Source organism: Oceaniovalibus sp. ACAM 378 (genome assembly GCF_008085915.1).
Lineage (GTDB): Bacteria > Pseudomonadota > Alphaproteobacteria > Rhodobacterales > Rhodobacteraceae > Oceaniglobus.
Genome location: NZ_VSJK01000017.1, coordinates 1 through 11,489, shown reverse-complemented (window position 1 = coordinate 11,489; position 11,489 = coordinate 1). Strand labels below are relative to the sequence as shown.

Below are 11,489 nucleotides of genomic sequence, written 5' to 3'. Positions count from 1 at the left end.
AGAAACCGGCCAGCAGGGCGTCAGGTCATTCGTAGTGGGCGGCGCGCAGATCGATCATGCCGTCGCTCCGGGGAGTCCAGACCAGCGTCTTGTCCAGACCGTAGATCAGCGGCGGCTGGATCATCGGCAGGTGCGGCGCTTCGTCCTTGATGATCTTCGCGGCGGCGGAATAGATCTCTTTGCGCTCCTCGGGATCGATCGTGGAGGCACCGGCCTCAAGCAGCTTGTCCAGCTCGGCATTGCTGAAATAGCTCTGGTAGAGGCCGGTTTTCAGCAGTGGATACCAGACTAGGTTCGGGTCGCGACCGCTCCAGCCCGGAAAGATGATGCCTTCGCGGCCCTTCTGCTCCGAGACCTGGCCCCAGACACCGGGTTCAAGATATTCGATCTCGGTCTTGATGCCGACCTCGGCAAGGAATCCGGCAGACGCCTCGATGATCTCGGCGTCCTTCAGGAAGCGGCCCTTGCGTGACATCATCTTGATGGTGAAGCCATCGGGATATCCGGCCTCTGCCAGCAACGCCTTGGCCTTTTCGGGGTCATAGGCATAGGGCTCCCAAGTGGGATCATAGGCGAAACCGTTGACCGGCAGGGTCAGGGCGATGCGCTTGCCCATGCCGTTCATCAGAGCCGCTTGGATCGCGTCCACGTCGACCGCGTGGTTGATCGCCTGGCGCACCAGCTTGTTGGTGAGGGGCGTGTCGCGGGTGGTGTCGAAGACGAAGAAGTAGAGGAAATCGCTGGGAACGACCGAGATCTTGGTTTCGTCGGTCTCGAGCGAGTCCACATCTTCGGGCGGGATATCTGCCGCGATGTCGACGCCGCCGCTTCTGAGTTCGGCGATCCGGGTGCGGGTTTCCTTGATCGGGCGGAACACGACCTTCTCGATCTCGGGGGCACCGCCCCAATAGTCGGGATTGGCCTTGAGCACGACCCGTTCGTCTTTCAGCCACTCGACAAAGAGATAGGGGCCGGTGCCGATCGGATGGGCGGCAAGCTTGGCGCCGTCTTCTTCGGCGGCATAGGCCGGCGGCACGATCAGTGCCGGGAAGGAGGCCTCGTAGAGGGTCAGAAGCATGGTCGGATAGGGGGCCTCGGTCTTGAAGTCGACGGTATAGTCATCGACGACCTCAACGCCCGTGATCGCCGAGATGCGCGAAAAATAGGGCGCCTGGAACGCGGGGTCGAGCGCGCGATCGAAGGTGTATTTCACCGCATGGGCGTCGAACTTCTCGCCGTTGTGAAAGGTCACGTCCTCGCGCAGCTTGAACCGCCAGGTCAGCGGATCCGGGTTCGACCATTCTGTCGCCAGCGCCGGGGCGATCTCGCCCTCGGCATCCTGTGTCACCAGGGCATCGTAGATCTGGAACAGGACATTGGCCGTCGTGAAGGCAGAATGTTTTGCCGGGTCCATGGAATAGGCATCGGCGGGTTGGGCGACCACCAGCGTCTGGGCGTCCTGCGCCTGGCTTTGCACCGGTAAACTCGCCACGCTGATCGCGGCGAGCAATAGTCCGGATGTCAGAAAGTGTTTCATATCACTGTCCTTGTTGGGTGTCCTTCGCGGGGAAGGAAGGAATGCCGCCTAATGTCTGCGTGCATCTTGCGGCGGCGGTTTTTGCAACCCTTGTGGGTCACGTAGGTGGTAAAATCAGTCAAAGGTCAGGGCAATCACCCGGAATAGCATCAGGCGGTCGATGTCGATCTGAAGCCAATCCCCCTGGCGGCGGCTGGGCAGGATGCGACCGGTTTCCAGACAGGTCGCGATCCGGGCATCGGTGCGCACCGGGATCGTCATCCCCGCCAGCGCAGGGGGCTCGACCAGGGGGCGGCCCGCCGCGCTTGCCCGGTTCAGAAGGGTCAGCAGATGGCCATCGGGGTGGCGCCCCAGGATCGCCTCCATCGCCGGGCCCGCCGGGCAGTCGACCCGCGCATGGGCCCCGGCCCGGTCCAGCATCCCGGCCAGGATCGCCCGGTATTCCGGCATCGCGTAGCGGTGATAGAGCGCCCCGATCTGCCAGGGAAGCCAGACCGCCTGTCCTGCCCCATGGGCGCGTCGGATCAATCCGGGCGCCTCACCGTGATCGGGCAGCACCGTGAATTCGGGGGCATTGTTGCTGAACGGTCCGATCAGGTGCAGATCATCCTCGGGCTGGCGGTCCTCGAAGGGGGTCCAGAACAACCCGGTCGCGGCAACGGTGCGGGCCCCCTGAAGGATATTTTCTGCCGCGCCGGTCGATCCGTCGGGGTCGGTGCGATGGAAATAGGCGCCATCAATCGCCCGCGCCGCCCCGGGAAGCGCCGGCAGAGAGGCGAATGCCGCGGCAGAGCGTGGCGTCCCGGTGGCATCGGCGCGCCCGGTATCGGAAGTGACAATCAACGTGCCGCCCGCGGCCACATAGCCGTCAAGCACCGCCGCATCCGCATCCGAGAGACACTGGACCGCGGGCGCAATGATGGCATCGAACCGGGCGAGATCGCTTTGCTCAAGGGCGCCGGTGAGACGCAGCTCGGGTGTGTGGCCCAGATCTGCGAGCATCTCGAACACACCCCTGAATTCGGCCACATGGCCGTTTCCCGAGGGCGCACCGGCCATCCGGCCCGCGTCCTCGCCCCAGAGGCGGCTTTGTTCGGACCGGATCACGGCAACCGACGCCTCGGGGCGCAGATCGCGGTACCAGTCGGCATGCTGTTCCAGAAAACGCCCGATCCGCTCCAGCATCGGGCGAAAGCGCGCATCCCCCGCCGACAGCAGACCGTTGGTGGCTGGCGCGGTGCTGGCCCCATGGGCCGCCGCCTGAAGCAGGTTATGGGCAAGGCGCGCATCCGGCATCGCGCTCTGGCGGCTTGCGAAGACCTCGGATGTGGTCTGGATCAGCAGCGGCGCGGCTTCGGGCTTCAGCGCCAGCGCCGTCAGCGCCTCTTCAGCGGCCCAGTGGTTCCAGATCGGCTGGGGATCCAGCGGGTTGGGGATCAGCGGGTTGGAGACCTGCGAGCTGATGATGTCACTGACCTCGGCCATCCGGGCCACATCCCACCCGTCGTGGACGTGATGATAGGGCACGATCGCGGCACCCGGGTTGCGCCGGTGCACCGCGTCGCGGATGCGGCCGACATATTCGGCCAGAAAGACCTGACGCCAGCGCTCATAGGATGGATCGCGCTCGGGGCCTGCGGGAACGGGCGCGCCGGTCGCTTCCAGGACGATCGCCTGGCATCTGGGGCAATGGCATTTCGCGACGTGGAGATAGTTGAAGAAGAACCCGTCAAGATCGGGATACCGCACCAGAAGATCGTCGATGTTCGCGAAGACCTCGTCCTGCCAGAGCGCGCCTGTGGCGCAGATCTGCGGCATGTCCCAGATCGTGGCGAACCCGCCTTTGACGTCGCGCACCAGATCCTCGGGACGGTCGCTTTCCAGCCCGGCGCGTCCCTTCGAGATGTCGAGCCGCACGAGAACCCGCAGGTTGGCAGCTTTGGCGGCGGCCAGAACCTCCCCCAGAAAATCCCCCGACATGTGGGGGTTCACCGCCTGCATCACGCTTCCCGTTGGATACCAGGCCGAAAAACCGCCGCCCATCGCGACGATCGCGTTCGCCCCGACCGACCGGGCTTCCTTCACCAGAGTTTCAGCATCCAACCCCCGGGCATCCTCTTCACGCAGAAGGTGCTGAAAGAAGCGAAGCGGCGTTTTGGTCCAGCTCAGTGGCATGGGGTGCCCTCTTTGTTGGCGGAATTTTCAGTCACGCGCGTCAGCATTCGCGATATGGCCAGGTCGAGGCCGGGTTTGGCCGCCGCCGGGGTCTGCCCATAGGCCGTCGCGATCTCGCGGGCCTCGGCCCAGAGGGCGCGCGGCGCGTCGGCGCCGTGGTCGCCCGACGACCAGACCACGCGACCAGCGACCAGCACGTGATCGAGGGCGGCCCCGCTTTCGGCGAGGACAAGCTGGCGCGGGGCATTGTTCAACGGCACGAAGGCCGGGGCATTCAGGGAAAACACGGCAATGTCGGCGGCCATTCCGGGGGCGATCCGACCGCAGACACCGCCGAGGCCCAGAATCTCGGCCCCCTTCGACGTTGCTGCCGACAGGGCCCTGTCGATCCCGGTGAACCGCCCATGTTTATTGTGCCGCAGCGCCGCCCACTTCATCGTTTCCAACATGTTGTTGCTGTCATTGCAGCAGGCACTGTCCGTGCCAAGCGCCACCCGGACCCCCGCGTCCAGCAAGGCGGGCAAAGGACAGGTGCCACTGCCGAGGCGGGCGTTGGATACGGGATTGTGGATCACCGCCGCGCCGCGGGCGGCGATGAGTTCGGCGTCCCCCGGTTCCAGCCAGATCGAATGAACGAGATGGGTCCGCGCCGTGAGGCATCCGAGATCGTCAAGATGCGCCAGCATGCCCTTGCCATACCGCTCCCAGCCCATCTGGCGTTGGGCGGAGGTTTCAAGGACATGGCAATGAAAGGGAACATTGTGATCCGCGCTGAAGGTGGCCGCAGCGCGCAACAGAATATCCGAACAGCGTTGCGGTCCCGACGGTCCGATGCCGACAGTGATCCGGCCCTCCGCCCCGTGCCAGCGGTCATGGAACGCCGCCACGATCTCCATCTGGTCGTGCCAGGGCAGCGGCGGGGCACTGGTCAGGGCCGCCCGGTCCAGTCCGGTGAAATCGGCATCCACAAAGGGCATCGTGTCCAGCGGCGCAAGGTCGGACACCACCGGGGCGATCACGACCCGCAACCCGCTGTCCAGCCAGGCCTGCGCAACGGCGTCCAGGCCCTCGGCGGAAATGTCCGGCGAGATGCGCACGTGATCGACAACGCAGGTGGTTCCCGTCGAGGCCATTTCCAGCGCGCCCAGCATGGTGGACACATGGATGTCGCGGGGGCTGCGTCCGGTTCTTGGGGCAGAAGACGCCAGCGACCACAGCTCCAGCGGCAGGTCACCGGCACATCCCCGCGACAGATTGTCGGGAGAGTGGGTATGTGCGTTGACCAGCCCGGGCATAGCCATCAGCTGTGTGCCGTCGATCCGCAGTTCATCCGGCTGCAGATCCGTGGGAGGCGACGACGTACAACCCGCAATGCGCCCGTCGCGGATCCGCAGACTTTGCCGCTTGGCGGTCCAGCCCGACGCTGTCTCGGTCAGGCACAGGATGTTGTCATAGCGTCGTGCGGTCACACCGGATCCCGTCATCATGTTTTGCAACGACTGTTGTTCTGCCGTTGCCTTGACTATGTTTCGGGGGGTGGCTGGGCGGAATGCTACCTTTTGGAAAGACAGTTTCCACGGAAACGACGTGCCATTCTTGCGCAGTGTCCGCTAGCTCTTGCGGGGTATCGCGCCGCTGCCCGTCCGGCGATATCAAGATTTTCCATTTTCCACACCGATGCGGAAAAATAGCCAACCTACTGACCTAACAGGAAATAGCTGAGGTGAATAAGTTCCAGGACATGCAATGCTTCGTGGCCGTTGCTGAGCTTGGCAGCTTCACGGGGGCCTCTCGCAGGCTCAACCTTTCCACCTCGGCGGTCACCAAATGCGTGAACCGGCTGGAGGACAATCTGGGCGTTCAGCTTCTGGTGCGCAGCACGCGCCGGATGCACCTGACCAATCACGGCATCAGTTATTGCGAGCGGTGCAAGGCCATTCTGGTCGATGTGGAAGACGCCGAGGATGCCCTGCTGGATGCGAGCGAGTCGACCGTCGGTAACGTGCGCATCGCAATGCCCCCTGCCTTTGCGCGAAAGACCTTCATCCCTGCTCTCCCGCGGTTCTACGAACTCTACCCCGACGTCACTATCGATCTGCAACTCAAGGGGCAGACCTCGAACCCGATCGAAGGCGGCTATGATCTGGTCGTTCATTCCGGCCGCCTGCCGGACTCGCGGCTGATCAACCGGATTCTGGTGCGCGGCTCCCAGCGGACCGTCGCATCCCCCGCCTATATCGCGCGCTATGGCCTTCCCAAGGTGCCGGCTGACCTGACGGGGCATCGCTGCATCACCGGCGCTTTCGGGCCCAACTGGACCTTTCGCGAACCTTCGGGCGGCGATCAGGTGGTGCGGGTGACCGGACCCCTGGTGACCGACAGCGGCGACATTATGCGGGAGGCGGCGCTGGAGGGGCTGGGCATCACCCAGGCCACCTGGTGGCTGTTTCGCCAGGCCCTGGAAACCGGAGCCCTTGTGCCGATTCTGACCGAATACGAGACCGAAGCCCTGCCGATCTCGATCGTCTTTCCGGCCCATCGCGTCACGCCGTCGAAAGTTCGTGTCGTGGTCGATTTTCTTGTCGACCTGACCCGCGACTCCACCCTTTAGCCATCCACGAGGTTCTTACGATGCAAACTTCCGCCAGTGCGAAGCCGATCATTTCCCCTCAGAAGGTGCTGAGTGTTTGCGATCTCACCACGTCCTTTCGCGTGAACGGAAGCTGGATCCCGGTGGTACGGAACATCTCTTTCGAGGTCATGTCCGGAGAAACGCTTGCCATCGTGGGCGAGTCCGGGTCAGGCAAGAGCGTGACCGCGCTGTCGATCATGCGCCTGTTGCCGCCTCACTCCAGCAAGGTCACCGGCAAGATCCTTCTCAACGACCAGGATGTCACCGCCCTGAGCGATCGGGCCATGCGGAACGTCCGGGGGCGGGATGCCTCAATGATCTTCCAGGAACCGATGACCAGCCTCAACCCGATGTTCACCGTCGGGGACCAGATCATGGAAGCCGTGCTGGCCCATGCCGAAGGCCAGACCCGGGACGGTGCGCGTCAGGCGGCCTTGGCCCTGATGGAAAAGGTCCGCATTCCGTCGGCGCTGTCGCGGTTCGACGAATATCCGCACCAGTTCTCGGGCGGTATGCGCCAACGGGTGATGATCGCCATTGCCCTGGCCAGTAAGCCGCGTCTGTTGATCGCCGACGAGCCGACAACCGCCCTGGATGTCACCATTCAGGGGCAGGTGCTCGACCTGATCAAGGAGCTTCAGCGCGAGGATGACATGGCGGTCCTGTTCATCACCCATGACATGGGGGTTGTTGCCGAGATCGCCGACCGGACCATGGTGATGTTCCGTGGCGAGCGGATCGAAACAGGACCGACCCCGGAGGTTTTTCATGCCCCGCGCAAGCCCTATACCCGTGCGCTTCTGACCGCCGTTCCGGTTCTTGGGTCGATGGTCGGACGCAATGAACCGCTGCGCTTTGCCGAGGTGGACATGCAGACCGGCGAGGTGACCGATCCCCCGGCCCCGAAGGATACCATCGATCATGCCGCCCCGCCCGTGGTCGAGGTGCACAATCTGACCACCCGGTTCGATATCCGGGGCGGTGCGATGCGCCGCTGCACCGGGCGGGTCCATGCGGTTGAAAACGTGTCCTTTGCCATCCAGCCGGGGGAAACCCTGTCGCTGGTCGGGGAATCAGGATGCGGGAAATCGACCATCGGCCGTTCTATCCTGCGGCTCGAGACGCCCCATTCCGGCGAGATCACCTTTGGCGGCAGGACGGCCAGCGCGATGGGGCGAAAGGACCGGTCCGACTTGCGGCGGGATGTCCAGATGATCTTTCAGGATCCCTTTGCCAGTCTAAATCCCCGCATGCGCGTCGGCGCTGCGATCGCCGAGCCATTTCTGACACATGGGCTCGGATCAAAAAGCGACGCCTTGGCCCGGGTGTCCGAACTTCTGACCCAGGTCGGGCTGGAGCCGGGCTTTGCCTCACGCTATCCCCATGAATTTTCCGGCGGCCAAAGGCAACGGGTCTGCATCGCCCGGGCGCTTGCCCTGAATCCCAAGTTGATCGTCGCCGATGAATCGGTCTCCGCTCTCGATGTCTCGGTAAAGGCCCAGGTGATCAACCTGCTGCTCGACCTGCAGGAGCGTCTCGGCCTCGCCTATCTGTTCATCTCTCACGACATGTCGGTGGTCGAGCGGGTAAGCCACCGGGTCGCGGTGATGTATCTTGGGGAAATCGTGGAGATCGGACAGCGCCGGGACGTGTTCGAAAACCCCCAACACCCCTATACGCGCCGTCTTCTGGATGCGGTCCCCGTCCCCGATCCGTCGCGGCGCCATCTTCAGAGGCCGCTCGACAACAGCGAAATCCAGACGCCGATCAGATCGCTGGACTATCAAGCTCCCAACCGGACGTACAAGACGCTCACCGAGGGCCATCTTGTGATGGTCTAGCGGGGACTATTGCCACGCTCCACGGCGTCTTTGCCCTATGCCGCAAAGGAACCGTGAACGACTCGCTCCAGCACCGCCGCCTGCTCTTGGGCGGCGTTCTGCAACTCCGCGCATAGAGAGTGTTCGATAGTGTCCGCTTTGGATAGCGGACTCTCTGGGGCTATTGATGGCGCGTCGAACAAAGCGACTTTGGGCGGACGAAGAGAAGCGAACGATCCGTTTTCAGACGACGGCACCGGGCGTTTCTGTGGCACAAGTTGCACGTTGCTACGCGATGAGTGCGAACATGGTTTTCAAATGGTTGCGCGATCCTTGGTATGCGTCCGATCCCGAAGCGGACGAGGATTTGGCGGCCGATACGCCGTGCTTTCTGCCGGTTGATTGTTGACCGGTCTCGGGCCGATGACGGATCTTCGGCACCTGAAACTATGCCGGCGCAAAGTGAGATTGAGAGTAACCGCGCGATTGATACCGCGGCTTATGCGGCTTGACTGCCGGCCTCGGTGGCCAGCGGCACCCAATGCCACGGCAACAGCTCATCGAGCCTGTTGATCTTGTGATCATGGATACGATCAAGGATGTCGGCGAGGTAGGCCTGCGGATCGAGGCAATTCAGCTTGGCGGTCTCGATGATGGTCATAGCGCGGGCCAAGGTTCCGGCACCGGTGTCGGCGCCCGCAAAAAGCCAATTCTTTCGTCCGATACCGATCGGGCGCAGAGCACGCTCGGCGGGGTTATTATCGATGGCCACGCGACCGTCGGTCAGGAACAGGCTGAAGGCCTCCCGTCGACTGAGGCCGTAGCGGAAGGCTTTGGCCAGATGGTTTTTACCCGGGATGCGCAGGAGTTGTTGTTCGGACCAGGCAAAAAACGCCTCGACCTTTGGCCGGCTCAGCTTTTGACGCGCCGCTTGGCGGGCCTCTGCGCTCTGGCCGTTAATGTCGCGCTCAATGTCGTAAAAGTCGCCGATCCGGTCGAGCGCCTCGCGGGCGATCTCGGACTTGGTCGACGTCCAAAAATTATGGAAGTCCCGCCGCAGGTGCGCCCAACACGCAGCTTCGCGCAAACGCGGCGTGCCATCAGGTTGTGGTTCGTAGAGCTTGGCATAGCCCTTATAACCGTCGGCCTGCAGAATGCCGCACATCCGGGCCAGGTGCTTTTGCACATGCTCCCTGCTTCCAGTCGGGCGCAAACCGGTAAACAGCACCGGGTGGCGATGCCCCCGCCCATGGCCGTTGATCGCGCACATAGGCCCAGATTCGCCCCTGTTTCACGCCTTTACCTAACCCTTTGTCTCTTTTGGAGCGGTCCAGCACCCGGATTGGGGTGTCGTCAGCATGCAGCAGGTCGCTGGCCATGATGTCCGCCTCGATCCGCTCGACCAATGGCGCAAGGGTCTTCATCGCCCGCCCACACCAGCCAACAAGCGTGCTTTCGGGAATGTCCGCGCCCATGCGGGCGAAGATTTCGTGCTGTCGGTAGAGGGGAAGGTGGTCTTCGAATTTCGAAACCAGTATATGCGCCAGCAGGTTCGGGCCGGCCATGCTGCCCGGGATCGGACGGCTGGGTGCCGGCTCCTGCACCATCCGCTCGCAACGGTGGCAAGATTTTTTGATGCGGGCGATCTGGATTACCTTCATCTGCGCCGCGATCATATCGAGGAGTTCGCTGACATCCTCACCAACCACACGCAGATCACCACCACAGTCGGGGCAGCAGGTGCCAGGATCAAGCTCGCGGCGCTCGCGCGGGGTCGCCTCCGAGACACGCGGACGGCGGCGCGAATTGGGCGCATCGGCAGCCTTTACCGCGGGCTCATTCTGCCCCTCATTGATGGGCGCATCATCGCCCTCGGCCACCGCCACTGACCTGCCCCCCGGTCGTCCCTCAGTCATAGCGAGAGTCCTTGGGTTTGATATTCGTCGGTTTCGGGTGTGGCAAGCGCGCCGGGCGCGATGCCATCAAGTAGCTCAAGCGCTCGGCGCGCTTCTGCGGGGGTCTTGTTGCCGAGCGATGAATGCGGCCTGACGTTGTTGTAATCGTAGCGCCAGAGGGCCAGCGTTCGGCGGGCGTCGGTCAGGCTGTCGAAGATCTCTTCGTTGAGGCATTCGTCGCGGAGGCTGCCGTTGAATGACTCGATGTAACCGTTCTGTTGCGGCTTGCCGGGGTCGATGTAATGCCACTCGACCTTGTTGTCGTTGGCCCACTTCAGAATAGCCTTGCTGGTGAACTCCGTGCAGTTGTCAGAAACTATGCAGGTAGGCTGGCCATAGATCCTGATCAGTGCATCCAGCTCCCGCGCCACGCGTGCCCCAGAGATGCTGGTATCGGGAACCAGGCATAGGTTTTCCCGGCAGCAATCGTCGTTCACAGCCAGGATGCGGAATTTGCGACAGGCCCCGAAAGTGTCGGACAGGAAGTCCAAGGACCAGCGCTGGTTCGGACGCAATGCACTGGCATTGGTGTGCGGCTGCCTCGCGCCCGTTTCCGGCCTCTACGGCGGCGCACTGACAGGCCCTCTTCCCGGTAAATCCGGTAAAGCTTCTTTTCGTTCATAATCATGCCCACGCGCTCCAGCAGGACGCCAATGCGCCGGTAACCGAACCGCCGCCGCTTCTCAGCAATCTTGTTCATTTCCAGACGGATCTCCGGGTTATCGGGCGGTCTTTCGCGCCGCACCGTCTTCGGATCGACCCCGATCAGGACGCAGGCCCGGCGTTGAGAGATCGGATGACCCTTCATCGCCCGCAGCACCGCGTCCCGCCGTTGCATCGGCGTCGTCAGGGCTTTCTCAGGAGATCCTTCAGCACAACATTGTCCAGCATGACATCTGCCACCAGGCGCTTCAGCTTCGCGTCCTCATCCTCGAGCTGCTTGAGGCGTTTGGCGTCGGAAACATCCATCCCGCCATATTTGGCCTTCAGCTTGTAGAACGTCGCAGGGCTCAGCCCATGCTTACGGCACAGCTCGGCCGTCGGCAAACCAGCCTCCTGCTCTTTGATCATCCCGATAATCTGCGCTTCGGTGAAACGACTTTTCCTCATCTCGTCTGCTCCTTCAGGTTGGGCAGACTCTACATCAGACTGAGGGAACTTCCGGGGGGCAGGTCACTTTGCGCAAGACACTGGTCGTGGGTTCGACTTCGTTGCTTCGACAGGTGAGAGCGGGCAGAGGCACGAACGCCTCGCCTTGGCTCGTCGAGCTGCTCAAGCGCAAGCCGCCGAAACTCGTGGCCGTCGCGCTGGCCAACAAGATCGCCAGGATCGCGTGGAAAATGATGATGTCGGGCGAGGCCTATAAGAAC

General features: G+C 62.9%; 6 protein-coding genes and 3 pseudogenes. 4 read left to right on the top strand and 5 right to left on the bottom strand.

The genetic code is table 11. The features are described 5' to 3' along the window. Positions 1-25: 25 nt before the first annotated feature. From FQ320_RS19665 to FQ320_RS19655, 3 genes are all read right to left on the bottom strand, one after another. On the bottom strand, positions 26-1,537 hold the full coding sequence (locus FQ320_RS19665; protein ID WP_148475036.1) for an ABC transporter substrate-binding protein: 1,512 nt from the start codon (positions 1,535-1,537) through the stop codon (positions 26-28). A gap of 114 nt (positions 1,538-1,651) precedes the next feature. Further along, positions 1,652-3,712 (bottom strand): alpha-amylase family protein, encoded by a 2,061-nt coding sequence (locus FQ320_RS19660; protein WP_148475035.1) that lies wholly within the window; start codon positions 3,710-3,712, stop codon positions 1,652-1,654. Further along, positions 3,703-5,181 (bottom strand): amidohydrolase family protein, encoded by a 1,479-nt coding sequence (locus tag FQ320_RS19655; RefSeq protein ID WP_187393986.1) that lies wholly within the window; start codon positions 5,179-5,181, stop codon positions 3,703-3,705. The genes FQ320_RS19660 and FQ320_RS19655 overlap by 10 nt, the downstream gene beginning before the upstream one ends. A gap of 254 nt (positions 5,182-5,435) precedes the next feature. Between FQ320_RS19655 and FQ320_RS19650 the strand changes: the two genes are divergently transcribed. The 3 genes from FQ320_RS19650 (at position 5,436) to FQ320_RS19640 (ending at position 8,573) form a co-directional block, all read left to right on the top strand. After that, positions 5,436-6,323: a LysR family transcriptional regulator gene (locus FQ320_RS19650; RefSeq protein ID WP_222861662.1), complete on the top strand. Its 888-nt coding sequence runs from the start codon at positions 5,436-5,438 to the stop codon at positions 6,321-6,323. A 20-nt stretch (positions 6,324-6,343) separates the two neighbouring features. Next, positions 6,344-8,185: an ABC transporter ATP-binding protein gene (locus FQ320_RS19645; protein WP_148475033.1), complete on the top strand. Its 1,842-nt coding sequence runs from the start codon at positions 6,344-6,346 to the stop codon at positions 8,183-8,185. A gap of 166 nt (positions 8,186-8,351) precedes the next feature. Continuing rightward, positions 8,352-8,573 carry a transposase gene (locus tag FQ320_RS19640; protein WP_187393985.1) on the top strand — a complete coding sequence of 74 codons (222 nt, stop codon included), beginning with the start codon at positions 8,352-8,354 and terminating at the stop codon, positions 8,571-8,573. A 90-nt stretch (positions 8,574-8,663) separates the two neighbouring features. On the opposite strand, the pseudogene FQ320_RS19635 reads toward FQ320_RS19640, so the two are convergent. Together FQ320_RS19635 and FQ320_RS19630 are read right to left on the bottom strand one after the other, a co-directional pair. After that, a pseudogene (locus FQ320_RS19635) lies at positions 8,664-10,050 on the bottom strand (IS66 family transposase); the annotation flags it as partial. A 26-nt stretch (positions 10,051-10,076) separates the two neighbouring features. Beyond that, positions 10,077-11,229: pseudogene (locus FQ320_RS19630) on the bottom strand (IS3 family transposase). A 47-nt stretch (positions 11,230-11,276) separates the two neighbouring features. Here FQ320_RS19630 and FQ320_RS19625 point away from each other — a divergent pair. Next, a pseudogene (locus tag FQ320_RS19625) lies at positions 11,277-11,489 on the top strand (IS110 family transposase); the annotation flags it as partial.

Excerpts from the sequence above, each read along its gene's own strand:
- FQ320_RS19665 (WP_148475036.1), bottom strand. The coding sequence starts at position 1,537 with ATGAAACACTTTCTGACATCCGGACTATTGCTCGCCGCGATCAGCGTG.
- FQ320_RS19645 (WP_148475033.1), top strand. The coding sequence starts at position 6,344 with ATGCAAACTTCCGCCAGTGCGAAGCCGATCATTTCCCCTCAGAAGGTG.
- FQ320_RS19660 (WP_148475035.1), bottom strand. The coding sequence starts at position 3,712 with ATGCCACTGAGCTGGACCAAAACGCCGCTTCGCTTCTTTCAGCACCTT.
- FQ320_RS19640 (WP_187393985.1), top strand. The coding sequence starts at position 8,352 with ATGGCGCGTCGAACAAAGCGACTTTGGGCGGACGAAGAGAAGCGAACG.